The following is a 14,679-nucleotide window of genomic DNA, read 5'->3' as shown; positions in this document are numbered from 1 at the left end:
ACGTGTCAGGTCTCGGTCAGGGTCGTCAACCCGGCACGCCCCGCCAGCGCCACCCGTTCGCGCCAGCCTCTGCGCTCCCCACCGCCCGCCGGCGCGGCGGCGCCCTCCCGCCGGCACGCCCCGCACCTCGACTCCCCGCCGACCGGCCGGAACGCCCGCTCACACCCCTCACACGCCACCAGCGGCATGACCTGGACGGGCGCGGGCGTCTTCTCCCGCAGCCGGCACCGCACCAGCGCCGCCGGTGACTTGATCTGCTGCGGCAGCCCGGCTGTCAACGCGTGCAGCACGCCCGCCGAACTCACCCCCCTCGCCAGCCACTCGGCCGCCAGCGGCGCCAACCGGCCCACCTCGGCGGCCCCGAGCACCAGGCGTGGGTCACTGCGCCGCAGCGACGTCAGCACCCGCTCAGCTTCGGCGGCTTCGGCAGAAGCCTCCATGGGGAGTGGGAAGCCGGCCGGGCCGACTTCCCACTCCGGCGCGGCGCGCGGCCGCGGCGCGGAGGACGGGACCGGGAGGGGCGAAGTCTCACCCTTACCCGATGTCTCTCCCGCAGGGAGGGCGGTGCCGGAGGCCCGCAGCGCGGCCTCACCGCATCCTCGTCCTCCGGCACCCGGCGGCCTGCCGCAGCGCTGCTGCTGCCCGAGGTGCTCGGCAAAGTACCGCTCGGCCTCCGCCGCACTGAGCGGCACGTTCGACAGCAGTGACTCGGTGCGGACCTGTCCGGTGGCGTTGCGCCACCGCGTGCAGTGCAGCAGCCCGGCGCGGGCGAGTTGACGGCGCGCCCGGTCCGCAGTGATCCGTCCGCCGGTGAGTCCGGCGGCCAGTTCGGTCACGGTGGTCGAACGAGCGTGCGAGGGCGGCAGTGCCATCCCCCGCACCAGCAACCGGAACGCGGCGTCGGACAGACTGTCGTCCCACGCCTGCGCGTTGGAGATCTGCGTGAAGTCGCGCGAAGGCGCGATAGCATGCCTGAGCATCCCTCAGTGGTCCTTGTCCACTCGGCGGGTGAAGAGCCCGGCCGGGGTGCGACTACACCCCGCCGGGCTCGCCCCGTCTCTGACAGGGGCGACCCGTTCACGGCGGCCACGGTACACCCGGACGAGGGCGTGCGAACACTTTCAGCAATCGTACGATTACCCTAAGCAATCAGCCATGGGGGCTCACGCTCAGTCCGTGGCCCTGGTGTGGCCCGTCCCCGCATAGGTGATCCACACGGTGCGGCCGGCGTCGTCCGGCAGGTACCAGATGCGGCCACCGCCCGTGACCTCGTACTGCCACCGTTCGAGCGTCTCACCCCTTGAAGACCGCATTCCCGAGCGCGCCCTTGAGCCGGTGCTGACGGTCAGGGCTGTCCGCAGCGCGTGGGGCGGAGCGGATCCGCTCGAATGCCCGGCGCAGATTGCCTGCGGCATGCCGGGTGAGATGCTCCCAGCCTTCGGCGGCCTCGCCACCGGCGAACCGGAGGTCGTATTCGCCGCCGACCGGGGGCGGTGCGGCCCGATCCCCTCGCTTCGGGCTCACTCGGCGACCCGAGGCTCCGGGACGGGGCCGAGGTCGCCCTCAGGCTCGCGGGTCAGGATGGCAAGCAAGTCCGGGGCCGCGTAGATCTCCGCACTGTGCCGCCACTGTGACAGCAGAAGCGCGATCGGAGTGAGGTTCTCCAAGGCCGCCGCGCCCCGCGCGGTGTCCGCCAGCTCGGCAAGCATCGCATCCATGTCCTCCGCGGGGAGGAAGGTGCTCCACGGCAGGGCCTCGGGCAGAACCTGGCGGAGAACCTCGACGTTCGAGGACACCACAGCGGATTCAGCACACCTCGCCCCCGCCGACGGGCGCGGGCAGGTCCAGTTCGCACCACACGGTCTTGCCGGACGGTGGTCGCGGGGCGACGCCCCAGCGATCGGCGAGCGCGTCGAGCAGGATCAGCCCGCGCCCGGACTCGATGTCGATGCGTACCGAGCCTCGCGACGCCCTGGAGGACTGACGGTACGACCGGACGTACGACGACGGGGCGAGCGCACCGGGAGTGCGCTCGCCCCGAGCCAGGATGCCGGGTTCCGATTCCGGAAGCCGGACGCCGGACGGCCTCAGCCGCGCGTGGCCATCGCGCGCAGGAAGAACGTGAGGTTGGCCGGGCGCTCGGCGAGGCGGCGCATGAAGTAGCCGTACCACTCCTCGCCGTACGGGAGGTAGACCCGCATGGTGTTGCCGGCCTCGGCCAGGCGCAGCTGCTCCTCGGGGCGGATGCCGAAGAGCATCTGGTACTCGAAGCTGTCGCGCGTGCGGCCGTTCCACTCGGCGAGCTGGCCGGCGATCTTGATCATGTTGGGGTCGTGCGAGGCGATCATCGGGTAGCCCTCGCCGGCCATCAGGACCTTGAGCGCGCGGACGTACGCGAGGTCCACCTCGCGCTTGCCCTGGAACGCGACCGACTCGGGCTCCTTGTAGGCGCCCTTGCACAGGCGCACGCGCGAGCCGGCCGCCGCGAACTCGCGGCAGTCCTCCTCGGTGCGGCGCAGGTACGCCTGGAGCACCACGCCCAGCCACGGGAAGTCCGCGCGCAGCTCGCGGGCGATGGCCAGGGTGGAGTCGGTGGTGGTGTGGTCCTCCATGTCCAGGGTGACCGTGGTGCCCGCGGCGGCCGCCGCCTCGCAGATCCGGCGGGCGTTCTCCAGCGCGATCTTCTCGCCGTCCACCGGGAGGAACTGGCCCACGGCCGAGAGCTTGACCGACACCTCGGCGCCGGCGGCGAGGCCGGTGTCCTTGAGGGCGGCGAGCAGGTGCTCGTACGCCTCGGCGGTGCCGGCGGCCTGGGCGGCGTCCTTGGTGTCCTCGCCGAGGTGGTCCAGGGTGACCTTGCGGCCGGTGGCCACCAGGTCGTCGCAGGCGGTGACGGCGTCGTCCAGGCGCTCGCCGGCGACGAAGCGCTCGACTATGGCGTGGGTCGGCGGGAACTTCTCGACGACGGTGCGCACCTGCGGGGAGCGGGAGGCGGCGAGGAGGGCGGAACGGAGCATCGGTACTCCTGGAGGAGGTGCTTCCAAGGGTGGCAGAAAGCGCGGGGTGGGGGCGGGGGGGTGGGGGCGGCGGGCTGAGGGTGGGGCCCGCCGCCCCCGGTGGGCGGATGGTCAGCCCATGTGCGGGTAGCGGTAGTCCGTCGGCGGGACGAACGTCTCCTTGACCGAGCGGGTCGACGTCCAGCGCATCAGGTTCTGCTTGGCGCCGGCCTTGTCGTTGGTGCCGGAGGCACGGCCGCCGCCGAAGGGCTGCTGGCCGACGACGGCGCCGGTCGGCTTGTCGTTGATGTAGAAGTTGCCGGCCGCGTGGCGCAGCTTGAGCATCGCGTGCTCGATGGCCGCGCGGTCCTGGGCGATGACGGCGCCGGTCAGGCCGTAGCTGGAGACGGACTCCATCTGGGTCAGCATCTCGTCGTACTTCTCGTCCTCGTAGACGTGCACGGCGAGGATCGGGCCGAAGTACTCGTCACGGAAGTACTCGGACGCCGGGTCCTGGCAGACCAGCACGGTCGGGCGGACGAAGTAGCCCACCGAGTCGTCGTACGTGCCGCCGGCCAGCACCTCGACCGACGGGTCGGCCTGGGCGCGGTCGATCGCGGCCTTGTTCTTGGCGAACGAACGGCTGTCGATCACGGCGCTCATGAAGTTGCCGAAGTCGTTGACGTCGCCCATGGTCAGGCCCTCGACCTCGGCCTTGAACTCGTCCTTCAGCCCGGCCCAGATCGAGGCCGGGACGTAGGCGCGGGAGAGCGCCGAGCACTTCTGGCCCTGGAACTCGAAGGCGCCGCGGGTCATCGCGGTCTTCAGCACGGCCGGGTCGGCGGACGGGTGGGCGACCAGGAAGTCCTTGCCGCCGGTCTCGCCGACGATCCGCGGGTAGGTGCGGTAGCCGGCGATGTTGTTGCCGACCTCGCGCCACAGGTGCTGGAAGGTCGCCGTCGAGCCGGTGAAGTGGATGCCGGCCAGGTCGGGGTGCTTGAGCGCGACCTCGGAGACGGCCAGGCCGTCGCCGGTGACCATGTTGATGACGCCCTTGGGCAGGCCGGCCGCCTCCAGCAGCTGCATCAGCAGGTGCGCGGAGTACTGCTGGGTGGGGGACGGCTTCCACAGCACCACGTTGCCCATCAGGGCGGGGGCGGTGGGCAGGTTGCCCGCGATGGCGGTGAAGTTGAACGGCGTGATCGCGTAGACGAAGCCCTCCAGCGCGCGGTGGTCGCTGCGGTTCCAGACGCCGTCCGAGGAGATCGGCTGCTCGGCGATGATCTGCCGGGCGAAGTGCACGTTGAAGCGCAGGAAGTCGATCAGCTCGCAGGAGGAGTCGATCTCGGCCTGCTGCGCGGTCTTGGACTGGTTCAGCATGGTCGCGGCGGCCAGCGTCTCGCGCCAGGGGCCGGCCAGCAGGTCCGCGGCCTTGAGGAAGATCGCGGCGCGGGAGTCGAAGGAGAGCGCCTGCCAGGCCGGGGCAGCGGCGAGGGCAGCGTCAATGGCGTCCTGCGCGTCCGCCTGGGTGGCGTTGCGCAGGGTACCGAGCTTGGCAGCGTGGTTGTGCGGCTGCACGACGTCGATCTCGGTGCCGCCGCCCATCCGGCGCTCACCGTTGATCGTCATGGTCAGCTGGACCGGCTCCTGGCCGCCCAGCTCCTTCAGCTTGGCCTCCAGGCGGGCCCGTTCCGGGCTTCCGGGGGCGTAGCTGCGGACCGGCTCGTTCACCGGCGCGGGGACCTGGGTCACAGCATCCATGGCGCGCGCTCTCCTTCGGGTCATGGGGGAAGCCGGCGCGGGTCGCACGTCGGCCAGGAGCAAACGCTAATCCCGTCGACCCGGCCACTTGATTGGCCGGGCGGCTAAAGTCATCCGGACGGAGTTGTCCGAGCCGACGAAACGAGGGCCGAATGAGAGACCCCGGCCCCTCCGCGGCGCCGGCCCCGGGCGGCGGCATCCCGCTGCGCCGCCTGCTGATGTCCCTCGGCGAGCCGCTGGTCGAACTCCAGGCGGCGCCGGCCGGGCTGGACGTACCCGTACGGGACGTCGCGATCCTCGACCCCGAGGACCAGGCCACCGCCGCGCCCGGCGAGCTGGTGCTGGCGATCGGCGCCCGGGGCCGCGCCGCCCTGCCCGCCCTGCGGGCCGCCGGACGGGCCGGTGCCGCGGCCGTCGCGGTGAAGCTGGACGCCCCCGGCCAGGCCGACGCGCTGCGCGAGGCGGCCGCGGAGGCCGGGGTGGCCCTGCTGTCCGTACGCCGCGAGGCCCGCTGGGAGCACCTGGACTCGCTCGCCCGCGCGATCATCGCCGGGCCGGACGCACCCGACACCCCGGAGCACAACGTCGGCGACCTGTTCTCGCTGGCCCAGACGGTCGCCGCGCTCACCAACGGCATCGTCTCCATCGAGGACACCTCCAGCCGGGTGCTGGCCTACTCCCGCTCGTCCGACTCCGACGAGGTGGACGACCTGCGCCGGGCCTCGATCCTCGGGCGGCAGGGGCCCGAGCCATATCTGGCCAAGCTCCGCGAGTGGGGCATCTTCCAGCATCTGCGCAGCTCGGACACGATGATCGCGATCGACCCGCACCCGGAGCTGGGCCTGCGGCGCCGGCTGGCGATCGGCATCCGGGCGGGCGCGCAGCCGCTGGGCACCATCTGGGTCCAGGAGGGCGCGCAGCCGCTGGCCCCGCAGGCGGAGCAGGCGCTGGTCGGCGCGGCCCGGGTGGCGGCGGCGCAGCTGGTACGCCGGCGCCGGGAGCTGTCGGCGGACGTCCGGCTCACCCAGACCCTGCTGACCGGCCTGCTGGAGGGCTCCACCGGCCCGCAGTCGCTGGCCACCCACCTGGGCCTGGACCTGCGCCGCCCGGCCACCGTGCTCGCCTACGCGGCGGTCCCGGCCGGCCGCTCGGGGCCGGGTGAGGGCACCGACCTGGAGCTGACCCGGGCGGAGGTGACCGGCCTGATCTCGGTGCACACCGCCGCGCGGCACCGGGGCGCGCTGCTCGCGCCGATCGACTCCCGGGTGTACGTGCTGCTGCCCGAGCTGCCCGCGGGGCTGGCGATCACGACCGTGCGCGGCTGGGCTCAGGAGGTGGTCGACGCCGCCCGGGACCACCTCGGGGTACCGCTGCGCGCGGCCATCGGCAGTACCGTCGAGGCGCTCGCGGCCGTCCCGGAGTCCCGGGCGCAGGCGGACCGGATCCTGGACGCGATGGGGCGCGGCGGGGTGGCGCCGGAGGTCGCCGCGCTGAGCGACGTACAGGCGGAGGTGCTGGTCAGCGAGATGCTGGCGCTGCTCCAGGAGCGGACGGGCCTGCGCGATCCCCGGCTGACGGCGCTGACCGAGTACGACCGCCGGCACGGCACCAGGCTGGCCGAGTCGGTGCTGGCCTGGCTGGACGCGCTCGGCGAGGTGCGGGTGGCGGCCCGGGCACTGCACATCCACCCCAACACGCTGCGCTACCGGGTGCGCCGGGCCGAGCAGCTGACGGGCGTGGACCTGGCGCAGCCCCAGCAGCGCCTGCTGGCGATGCTCCAGCTGCGTCTGCCCGCCGACGACTGACCCAGGACGACCGACCGACGAAGGCCGACGGACGCATGGCCGAGCACCGAAGGCCGACGGCGGACGGCCGGGGGCCCGCCGGGATGCGCTCCCGGCGGGCCCTCGGCGGAGCGGGGTGTCAGGCGCCGTAGCCCTGGCCGCGCTTGTGCTCGTTGAGGCGGTGCCACGGGCCGGTGATGGCGAGCTGGATGCCCGGCACCTGGATGTTGGCGAACAGCGTCCGGCCGTCGTCCGAGAAGGTGACGCCGGTGAACTCGCTGAACTCCGGCTTCTCCGCCGTGCCGATGTTCAGCTCGTTGCGGGCGATCGGGTAGGTCAGGCCGTCCTCGGTGGCGCCGAAGAGGTGCGACTGGCCCTCGCCGTCCTCCGCGATCACGATGCCGCCGTAGGGCGAGACGGTGATGTTGTCCGGGCCGTCGTAGTTGTCGTGGTCGCCGAACACGTCGGTGTTGACGCCGAGCAGCACCTTGAGGGTGATGGTGCGGCGGACCGGGTCGTAGAACCAGACCTGGCCGTCGTGCTGGACGGGGCTCTCCGCGCGGGCGAAGCTGGAGACGAAGTGGAAGCCGCCGTCACCCCACCACATGCCCTCCAGCTTGCGGGCGCGGGTGACCTCGCCGTCCTTGAACTGCTTGCGAACGGAGACGGTCTGGGCGTCGCGCTCCTGGACCTTGACCCAGTCCACGCCGTAGGTGGTGCCGACCTTGGTGGCGCGGGAGAGGTCGTCGACCAGCTTGCCCTGGGCGTCGAAGACCTTGAAGGCTTCCAGCACACCGGCGTCGGCGGCGAGCTTGCGCAGCTGGTAGCGGCCGTGCTTGAAGCCGGCCGGCGGGGTCCAGCGGAAGAGCAGCCCGTTCGGGTTGGAGGCGTCCTCGGTCAGGTAGACGTGGCCACGCTTGGGGTCGACCACGACGGCCTCGTGCGCGTAGCGGCCGAACGCCTTGACCGGCTGCGGGTCGAGGTTGTACTCGTCGTCGAACGGGTCGACCTCGAAGATGTAGCCGTGATCCTTGGTCATGCCGTTCTTGCCGGCCTTGTCCTCGGTCTCCTCGCCCGACAGCCAGGTGCCCCACGGAGAGACGCCACCGGCGCAGTTGGTGGAGGTACCGGCGATGCCGACCCACTCCTCGACCTTGCCGTTGGCACGGACGTGCACCACCGTGCAGCCGCCGGACGCCGCCGGGTCGTAGACGTGACCCTCGGTCAGTGGCACCGGGTTCGGCCAGTTGGCGCGCGGGCCGCCCAGCTCGTGGTTGGTGACCAGCAGGTTGCCGCCGTGCTCGTCCTCGAAGGCGGAGGTGCCGTCGTGGTTGCTCGGGGTGAACTCGCCGGTCTTCAGCCTGGTGACACCGGCGCGGGTGACCACGGTGTACTTGAAGCCCTTGGGGAGCGCGAGCAGGTGCTCCGGGTCCGCGACCAGCGGGCCGTAGCCGACGGCGGCCCGCGCGGCGTCCGCGGTCTCCGCGGCCTGCGCCGTGCCGCCGGCGGGAGCGGCGATCGCACCCGGCGCGGTGGCCAGGGCCTCCGCGCTGCCGGCGATCAGCACGCCGGCCCCGACGAGGGTGGAACGGTTCACAAAGTCCCGGCGGGACAGCGACATGGCAGTCACTCCTGAAGGTCTGGGCGTCGAGCTCGACGTCGACGCCCAGCAGACTGTGCTGCCCGGATGAACCTCGGGTGAAATCCGACACCGGGTCAGGGTGTCGTTTTGCCAACTGAATCCGAACTCATGACCCTTCCTTTGCGGATCGGCACAAGGCCGGGTACGAGCGACCCGCTCCCGACCGGCGGCGGCACCGGCGGCACCGGCACCCGAGGCGAGGGCGGCCGGGCGATCAGTGGGCGCGCTCCAGCCGCCACTGCTCCCAGGCCGACAGCCAGACGCCCTCACGCAGCGTCAGCCCCTCGAAGGTGGCACGCACGTCCCGCACCAGCACCCCCGGCTGCCCGGGCCTGCCGTCCCAGAGCTGCTCCCAGGCGCGCTGCGCGGGCAGGCTCGGCACCTCGCTGGCGAACACGGTGTACCGGATGACCTCCTCCACGGCGGCCTGCCCCTCCGCCGTGCCGACCGCCCAGTCGGTGTTCTGGGCCAGCCTGGTCAGGTGGTTCACCATCGCCGTGACGGCCGCGCCCGCCTGGGCGCGGGTCTCCGAGGCCAGCCGCATCTGCTGCCGGACGGCGGCCTCCCAACGCAGCGCCCCGGCCTCGCCACGCAGCCGGCGGGGCAGCCGGGCACTGCGCTGGGTCCGTACCTGCGCCTCGATCGCGACCGACTCGGCGATGCTGTGCTCCACCAGCGCGCGGTGCGCCTCCAGCCCCACCACGGGCGGCAGTTCGCGCTCCTCCATCGGGACGAAGCTGCTGCGGCCGGCCGCCAGCCGGCGCATCAGGTCGGTGCGTCCGAGAATGTAGCGTTCGAAGTCCTCGATCCTCGCCAGCTCGACCCCGCCCGGCGGCACGCCCCGCCCGCAGACGGTGACGGTCAGCCCGTCCACCCGCAGCCGGCCCGCCCAGACGGCCCTGGGCTCCTGGCGCGGATCGCCCTCGGGGCGGCGGTCCTCGTGGATCTGCACCGAGCGCGGCTCGCCCTCGACGGTGATCCACTCCCGCAGGGCCCGGACCCGGCCCGGGCCCTCGCCCTCGTCGATGCCCAGCTGCTCGTACACCCGGTCGCGCTCGTCCTCGACCACGTCCTCCAGCTCGGGCAGGCTCTCGCCGCCGTCGGCGCCGGGGCGGTAGGTACGGACGCTGACGTAGGGACCCTCGGCCGAGGTCCAGTCGCCGGAGCGGACCTCCACCCAGCTGAGTTCGCCGTTGGAGGTCTCGAAGGCCGCGAGAGAGTCACTGCCGGGGGGCGCGTTCTCGCCCGCACGCGCGGGGGCGGCGCGATGCGCACCCTCGCCCCGGGCGGCCCGGCCCACCCCGTACACCGGGAAACCGGCCCCGGCGAGCGTCTGACGGGAGAACACCTCCTGGTCGGCGTAGAGGTCTTCCGGCTCCTGACGCCTGCGCCCGCTCTCTCTCATCATCCTCTTGCCGCACCCCCGTGTACTCGCCGTGCTCGTCCCTGCCCGCGCGCCGCGCCCGCTCCCGCGGTATCCTCCGCCACCCGGCCGCTGCCCGCCCAACGATACGGGCGCGGGACATGCCGGGTCATCAGCTTCCGCCGTACGGTTGCCGGATCGGGCACCGGGCCACGTCCTGCCGGTGATGTCAGTCGCCGTGCCTACGCTGGTCGGCATGACAGCATCCGCCGCCTTCCCCGCCCGCATCAGCATCGTCACCCTCGGCGTCTCGGACCTCGCCGAGAGCACCCGCTTCTACGAGGCCCTGGGCTGGCGGCGCTCCGCCGCCTCCAGCCCCGAGATCGTCTGGTTCCGCACCGCGGACTCCGCCCTCGGCCTGTTCCCGTACGAGGAGCTGGCCGCCGACGCGGGCGTCCCCGCGACCGGCGAGCCCTCCTTCCGGGGCGTGACCCTCGCGGTCAACCTGGAGTCACCCGAGCTGGTCGACGCCGCCCTGAAGACGGCCGTCGACGCCGGCGCCACGGTCGTCAAGCCGCCGGCCGCCACCTCCTGGGGCGGCTACTCCGGGTACTTCGAGGACCCGGACGGCCACCTCTGGGAGCTCGCCCACAACCCCTTCTTCCCCTTCACCGAGGACGGCTCGCTCGACCTGCCCTGACCGACGGCCCCGCCACACCCTCCCGCGGCGGCCGTCAGCCCTTCTTCGAACGCGCCTTGAAGGCGGCCTTGCGGGCCTCCTTGGCCACCTGCCGGTCCAGGTGCAGCTCACCGACGGCCTCCAGCACCTCCGCCGTGTACGGGTGGTCGACCCGCCACAGCTCGCCGAAGTAGCTCGCGGGGTTGTCCGTCACCGGCAGCCCCCCGATCAGCTCGCGCAGCAGCTCGGCGTCGCCGCCGCTGTCGATCAGCTGCGCGGCGAAGGTGTCGATCACCGTCCAGAGCGCCATCCCGCGCTCCGGGGTGGGCACGTCCTGCGCGCCCTGCGCCGCCAGCCAGGCGCGCGCGCCGCCGCCCAGCTCGGGGTCGTCCAGCACCTCGCGGACGGCCGGCTCGGCCGCCGCGCCCAGCTCGTTCAGCGCCAGCTGGCAGAGCATCCGGCGCAGCGGGGCGTAGGTGTCGGTGCCACGCGCCGCGTCCAGCAGCTCGCGCGCCGCCGGGAGGGCCTCACGCCCCTTGACCCACTCCCGTACCTCCTCCTCAGGCAGCACGTTGGAGGCCTCGGAGACGGCCCGCAGCAGGTCCGCGGCATCGCCCTGCGCCAGCTCGCCGACCAGCGGCGCGTCGTAGCCGTCCTCCAGCAGCCACTGCCGGACGCCGTACTGCCCGAGCGGGGTCAGCCTGACCAGGCCGAATCGGGCCGACTCCGCCTCGTCCAGCGGCTCGTCGCCCGTCGGTACGGCGGCGGCCTGCTCGGCGCTCTCCTCGCCCTCCTCCTCGTCGAAGAGCTCGGGGTCGATCGGCCGGTACTCCAGGAGGCCCAGCTCGGCCAGGTCGGCGAGCATCGGGTCCAGCGCGACCATGACGTCGGTGATGTCGCCGAGCAGCTCCTCGCTCGGGTCCTCGCCCTCGGGCACCACCAGCAGCGCGGCCAGCACGCCCAGCGGGACGGTCTCGGTGCCCGGGTCCGCGAAGGCCGTGGTCTCGTAGAGCACCTGGAGCGCCTCGTCGAGCAGCTCCGCGGCCTCGTCCCTGGACTCCTCGACCTCGGCGAGCCGGCTTTCCTCGGTCCGCTCCGAGTCCTCCTCGGCCTCGGCCTCCTCCTCGCCCGGCCCGGGCAGCGAGTCCGCCTCGGCGGCCAGCTCGCGGACGATGCCCGCGGCCGTCAGCCACAGTTCGAGGACGGTCTCGGCGTCCCCCTGTTCGGCGGGCTCCAGGTCCGGGCCCGGGATCGCCACGTGCGCGCCCTCGGCGGTCGTGCCGATCTCCACCAGGTCCAGGTCGCAGGCCAGCGACCAGGCCCGCATCGCCTCGATCACCGCCTCCTCGGGCACCTCGCCCTCGGCGGGCGCCAGGCCCAGCAGCCGGGCGGCGGGCTCGCGGTCCGCGTCGGTGAGGTCACCGAACTCGTCCACCGGGCGGTGCGGGGCCGTCCAGCGGGAGAGCTTCAGCGCGTACCCGAGCATCGGCACGGCCAGCGCCTCGGCCGCCAGCGCCTCCTGCGAGGGCAGCCGGACGGGGGGCACCAGCACGGCCTCGTCGTCCATGTCCTCGTCGTCCCGGCCGTGCGCGGCGAACGCCCCGTACAGGTCCTCCAGCTCGAAGTCGGCCGGCAGCAGGCCCTCGGCAGGGCGCTCGCCTGGCCCGGTCGCCGACGGGTTGTCCTGGCTCTTGCGACGTCGTCCGACCATCGTTGCGCGTTCTCCCTACAGCGAGCCGTCAACCGAGCGGTACGGGCGGATCAGCGCCGTGTACCGGCCTACTGCCTCAGCGTATCCGCCCTGCCGCGCCGATGCGGCGCCCTCCGGCGCGCGCCGCCGAGGTACGCCCGGTCCCGGCCAGCGCGTATCCTTCGTCTGGCGCCGCGCACACCCCGCGCGGCCCACCGGGCAACGAAGCCCGCATTCCTCAGCACACCTCGCTCCGCCAGGGAGCCCCGCACCGAGGCCACCACCACAGCGCCGCAGGACGGGCGCATCGGCACACCCCGCCGACCCCCGGTGGTGCCCGGCCACAGGAGACCCCTGCCATGGCGGACCTCTCCCCCGCCGGCTCCGGCCTGCCCACCTCCGGGCAGTTCGACGGACGCCGACTCTCGGAGACCCTGCTCCCTCTGGAGCTCGCCCCTCGTCCTCAGCTCCAGCTGGCCGCCATCAGCCGCTGGAACGCGATGCGCGGCATCCGCGTCGGCCTCTGCGCCGCCGCTCTCCTGCTCTTGCTGATCGGCGCCAACCTGGCCACCCCGATCTACCCCTACCTCCAGCAGCGGCTCGGCATGACCCCGCTGGACACCTCGGTGCTCTTCGCGCTGTACGTCTTCGCGCTGGTCCCCGTGCTGGCCGCGGCCGGCCACTGGTCCGACCTGCTGGGCCGGCGGGCGCTGATCCTGCCCGCCGTGGCGCTGGCCGCGAGCGGTGACCTGATCTTCGCGACCGCTGGGAGCTTCTGGCAGCTGGCCGCCGGGCGGATCGTCCAGGGCGTCGCGGTCGGGCTCTCCACCGGCGCCGCCGGGGCGGCGCTGGGCGACCTGCTGCCCGACCACCCGACGCTCGCCGCCAAGCTCACCCTGGCCTGCTCGGCCGGCGGCGTGGCGATGGGCCCGATCGTCGGCGCCGCCCTGTCCGGCGGCCCGGAGCCGCTGCGCACGCCCTTCCTGCTGCACGCCGTCGCGCTGCTGGCGCTGTGCGTGCCGCTCGCGCTGGTGCACCCCCGGATGCCCGGCCGCCAGCGGCCCCCGGCCTCCCCGCCGCGCATCACGACCCCGGCGCACCTGCGCCCGCGCCGGCTGGCCCTGCCCCGCCAGGGCCGCCGGGCGTTCCTGCTCGCCGCCGCCGCGGGCTTCGTCTCCTACGGCGTCTTCGGCGTCTACCTCAGCCTGGCGCCGGCCTTCTCCGCGCGGCTGCTGCACACCGACTCGCACCTGATGGGCGCGGTGGTCGCCGCGCTGCTGCTCGGCTCCTCGGCGGCCGCCCAGCTGCTCGTCCCGCCGACCTCGGACCGCCTGGTGATCGCCCTCGGCATGGCGGGCCTGGCGAGCGGCCTCGGCCTGGTCGTCGCCGCCGCGTACACCGGGACGCCCGCGCTGCTGCTGATCGGCAGCGTGCTGGGCGGCATCTGCCAGGGCATCGCCTTCCGCTCGCTGTTCACCAGCGCGGTCGCCGCGATGGACCCGGAGCGCCGCGGCAGCGAGCTGAGCGCGCTCTGGGTGATCGTCTACCTGGGCAGCTCGGTGCCGATCGTCGCCCTCGGCGCCCTGATCCAGCGCTACGGCCTGCTGCCGTCCGTCAGCGGCTTCGTCGCCCTCGCCGCCGTCGCCTGCCTGGCGCTCGCCGCAGCCGTGCTGCGCCGCCCCCGGCCGGCGGCGGCATAGCCGCCCGAACGCCCACACCTACGGATCGGCCCGGCCACCGCTGCGGTGGCCGGGCCGATCCGTACCCGCTCGTGCTGTGGAGGCGGGTGCCCGTACCCGCGTGGCACTGACCCCGGGAGACGACACTGCCGCGTGAACCCGGGGGTTCACGCGGCAGTGGTGGTACAGGCCGGGACGGCGGCTCAGACGTTGAAGCCGAGGGCGCGCAGCTGCTCGCGGCCGTCGTCGGTGATCTTGTCCGGGCCCCACGGCGGCATCCAGACCCAGTTGATGCGCAGGTCCTGGACGAGGCCGTCCGTGGCGGTCTTCGCCTGGTCCTCGATGACGTCCGTCAGCGGGCAGGCCGCCGAGGTGAGCGTCATGTCGATGGTGGCCACATCGGACTCGTCGATGTGGATGCCGTAGATCAGGCCCAGGTTGACGACGTCGATGCCCAGCTCGGGGTCGACGACGTCCATCAGGGCCTCGGTGAGGTCCTCGACGGAGACGGTGCCTGCGGTGGTGCCGACGATCACGGTCGGGCCGTCGGTGGCGGCCTCGGCCGGGGCCGGGCCGCCGGTCTCGGTGTCGCTCATGGGATACGTCCTCTTCAGCTTCAGTCGTTGACGGCGGGGTGCTCGGCCAGCGCCTTGGCGGTGGCGTCCTTCCAGGCCATCCAGCTCAGCAGTGCGCACTTGACCCGCGCGGGGTACTTGGAGACGCCGGCGAACGCGACCGCGTCCTCCAGCAGCTCCTCGTCGCCCTCACCCTGGCCCTTGCTCTGCATCAGCTCCAGGAACGCCTCCTGGATGGCCTGCGCCTCGCCGATGTTCTTGCCGACGACCAGGTCGTTCAGCACCGAGGCACTGGCCTGGCTGATCGAGCAGCCCTGCGACTCGTACGAGATGTCCGCGACGTTGACGCCGTCGAGCCTCACCCGGAGGGTGATCTCGTCGCCGCAGGTCGGGTTGACGTGGTGTACCTCGGCGTCACCCGCCCGCAGCCCCTTGCCATGGGGGTTGCGGTAGTGGTCCAGGATGATCTCCTGGTACATGGAGTCGAGCTTCATGTGGACCCTCAGCTCC

13 protein-coding genes are annotated in these 14,679 nt (G+C 73.2%); 3 read left to right on the top strand and 10 right to left on the bottom strand.

Going from position 1 to position 14,679, the window contains the following annotated elements; all coding sequences use genetic code 11:
• Window positions 1-5 precede the first annotated feature (5 nt).
• The 5 genes from ACIBH3_RS11610 to pruA form a co-directional block, all read right to left on the bottom strand.
• Complete coding sequence (locus tag ACIBH3_RS11610; RefSeq protein WP_396311738.1) at window positions 6-980, bottom strand: hypothetical protein; 975 nt, start codon at window positions 978-980, stop codon at window positions 6-8.
• 189 nt (window positions 981-1,169) lie between these two features.
• On the bottom strand, window positions 1,170-1,313 hold the full coding sequence (locus tag ACIBH3_RS11605; protein WP_396311737.1) for a hypothetical protein: 144 nt from the start codon (window positions 1,311-1,313) through the stop codon (window positions 1,170-1,172).
• Window positions 1,314-1,520: 207 nt separating this feature from the next.
• Window positions 1,521-1,796 (bottom strand): hypothetical protein, encoded by a 276-nt coding sequence (locus ACIBH3_RS11600; RefSeq protein ID WP_396311736.1) that lies wholly within the window; start codon window positions 1,794-1,796, stop codon window positions 1,521-1,523.
• 291 nt (window positions 1,797-2,087) lie between these two features.
• Window positions 2,088-3,017: a proline dehydrogenase family protein gene (locus ACIBH3_RS11595; protein WP_396311735.1), complete on the bottom strand. Its 930-nt coding sequence runs from the start codon at window positions 3,015-3,017 to the stop codon at window positions 2,088-2,090.
• 111 nt (window positions 3,018-3,128) lie between these two features.
• Window positions 3,129-4,757, bottom strand: a complete 1,629-nt coding sequence (gene pruA / locus ACIBH3_RS11590) for an L-glutamate gamma-semialdehyde dehydrogenase (protein ID WP_396311734.1) — start codon at window positions 4,755-4,757, stop codon at window positions 3,129-3,131.
• A 152-nt stretch (window positions 4,758-4,909) separates the two neighbouring features.
• Between pruA and ACIBH3_RS11585 the strand changes: the two genes are divergently transcribed.
• Window positions 4,910-6,562: a PucR family transcriptional regulator gene (locus ACIBH3_RS11585; protein ID WP_396311733.1), complete on the top strand. Its 1,653-nt coding sequence runs from the start codon at window positions 4,910-4,912 to the stop codon at window positions 6,560-6,562.
• A gap of 118 nt (window positions 6,563-6,680) precedes the next feature.
• Here the strand turns inward: ACIBH3_RS11585 and ACIBH3_RS11580 are convergent, their stop codons facing one another.
• Window positions 6,681-8,162: an alkaline phosphatase PhoX gene (locus tag ACIBH3_RS11580; protein WP_396311732.1), complete on the bottom strand. Its 1,482-nt coding sequence runs from the start codon at window positions 8,160-8,162 to the stop codon at window positions 6,681-6,683.
• Window positions 8,163-8,397: 235 nt separating this feature from the next.
• Complete coding sequence (locus ACIBH3_RS11575; RefSeq protein WP_396311731.1) at window positions 8,398-9,588, bottom strand: hypothetical protein; 1,191 nt, start codon at window positions 9,586-9,588, stop codon at window positions 8,398-8,400.
• Between the two features lie 214 nt (window positions 9,589-9,802).
• On the opposite strand from ACIBH3_RS11575, the gene ACIBH3_RS11570 reads away from it, so the two are divergent.
• Window positions 9,803-10,246 carry a VOC family protein gene (locus ACIBH3_RS11570; RefSeq protein WP_396311730.1) on the top strand — a complete coding sequence of 148 codons (444 nt, stop codon included), beginning with the start codon at window positions 9,803-9,805 and terminating at the stop codon, window positions 10,244-10,246.
• Window positions 10,247-10,280: 34 nt separating this feature from the next.
• Here ACIBH3_RS11570 and ACIBH3_RS11565 read toward each other — a convergent pair whose 3' ends face one another.
• The gene (locus ACIBH3_RS11565) at window positions 10,281-11,936 is read right to left on the bottom strand and encodes a hypothetical protein (RefSeq protein WP_396311729.1); all 1,656 of its coding nucleotides are present in this window, start codon (window positions 11,934-11,936) and stop codon (window positions 10,281-10,283) included.
• 338 nt (window positions 11,937-12,274) lie between these two features.
• Here ACIBH3_RS11565 and ACIBH3_RS11560 point away from each other — a divergent pair, with 338 nt between their 5' ends.
• On the top strand, window positions 12,275-13,615 hold the full coding sequence (locus ACIBH3_RS11560; protein ID WP_396311728.1) for an MFS transporter: 1,341 nt from the start codon (window positions 12,275-12,277) through the stop codon (window positions 13,613-13,615).
• A 182-nt stretch (window positions 13,616-13,797) separates the two neighbouring features.
• On the opposite strand, the gene ACIBH3_RS11555 is transcribed toward ACIBH3_RS11560, so the two are convergent.
• Both ACIBH3_RS11555 and sufU read right to left on the bottom strand, forming a co-directional pair.
• Window positions 13,798-14,190: a metal-sulfur cluster assembly factor gene (locus ACIBH3_RS11555; RefSeq protein ID WP_396311727.1), complete on the bottom strand. Its 393-nt coding sequence runs from the start codon at window positions 14,188-14,190 to the stop codon at window positions 13,798-13,800.
• 20 nt (window positions 14,191-14,210) lie between these two features.
• Window positions 14,211-14,663: a Fe-S cluster assembly sulfur transfer protein SufU gene (gene sufU / locus ACIBH3_RS11550; protein WP_396311726.1), complete on the bottom strand. Its 453-nt coding sequence runs from the start codon at window positions 14,661-14,663 to the stop codon at window positions 14,211-14,213.
• Between the last annotated feature and the right edge of the window lie 16 nt (window positions 14,664-14,679).

Source organism: Kitasatospora sp. NPDC050543 (assembly GCF_044457565.1).
In the GTDB taxonomy this organism is placed as follows: domain Bacteria; phylum Actinomycetota; class Actinomycetes; order Streptomycetales; family Streptomycetaceae; genus Kitasatospora.
The sequence above is the reverse complement of the archived record's forward strand: the minus strand, read 5'-3'. Positions and strand labels throughout refer to the sequence as shown.

What these genes read in the sequence shown, in the direction of transcription:
- ACIBH3_RS11610 (WP_396311738.1), bottom strand. Translation starts at nt 980, where the DNA reads ATGCTCAGGCATGCTATCGCGCCTTCGCGCGACTTCACGCAGATCTCC.
- ACIBH3_RS11580 (WP_396311732.1), bottom strand. Translation starts at nt 8,162, where the DNA reads ATGTCGCTGTCCCGCCGGGACTTTGTGAACCGTTCCACCCTCGTCGGG.
- sufU (WP_396311726.1), bottom strand. Translation starts at nt 14,663, where the DNA reads ATGAAGCTCGACTCCATGTACCAGGAGATCATCCTGGACCACTACCGC.
- ACIBH3_RS11595 (WP_396311735.1), bottom strand. Translation starts at nt 3,017, where the DNA reads ATGCTCCGTTCCGCCCTCCTCGCCGCCTCCCGCTCCCCGCAGGTGCGC.
- ACIBH3_RS11555 (WP_396311727.1), bottom strand. Translation starts at nt 14,190, where the DNA reads ATGAGCGACACCGAGACCGGCGGCCCGGCCCCGGCCGAGGCCGCCACC.
- ACIBH3_RS11575 (WP_396311731.1), bottom strand. Translation starts at nt 9,588, where the DNA reads ATGAGAGAGAGCGGGCGCAGGCGTCAGGAGCCGGAAGACCTCTACGCC.
- ACIBH3_RS11565 (WP_396311729.1), bottom strand. Translation starts at nt 11,936, where the DNA reads ATGGTCGGACGACGTCGCAAGAGCCAGGACAACCCGTCGGCGACCGGG.
- pruA (WP_396311734.1), bottom strand. Translation starts at nt 4,757, where the DNA reads ATGGATGCTGTGACCCAGGTCCCCGCGCCGGTGAACGAGCCGGTCCGC.
- ACIBH3_RS11560 (WP_396311728.1), top strand. Translation starts at nt 12,275, where the DNA reads ATGGCGGACCTCTCCCCCGCCGGCTCCGGCCTGCCCACCTCCGGGCAG.
- ACIBH3_RS11585 (WP_396311733.1), top strand. Translation starts at nt 4,910, where the DNA reads ATGAGAGACCCCGGCCCCTCCGCGGCGCCGGCCCCGGGCGGCGGCATC.
- ACIBH3_RS11605 (WP_396311737.1), bottom strand. Translation starts at nt 1,313, where the DNA reads ATGCGGTCTTCAAGGGGTGAGACGCTCGAACGGTGGCAGTACGAGGTC.
- ACIBH3_RS11570 (WP_396311730.1), top strand. Translation starts at nt 9,803, where the DNA reads ATGACAGCATCCGCCGCCTTCCCCGCCCGCATCAGCATCGTCACCCTC.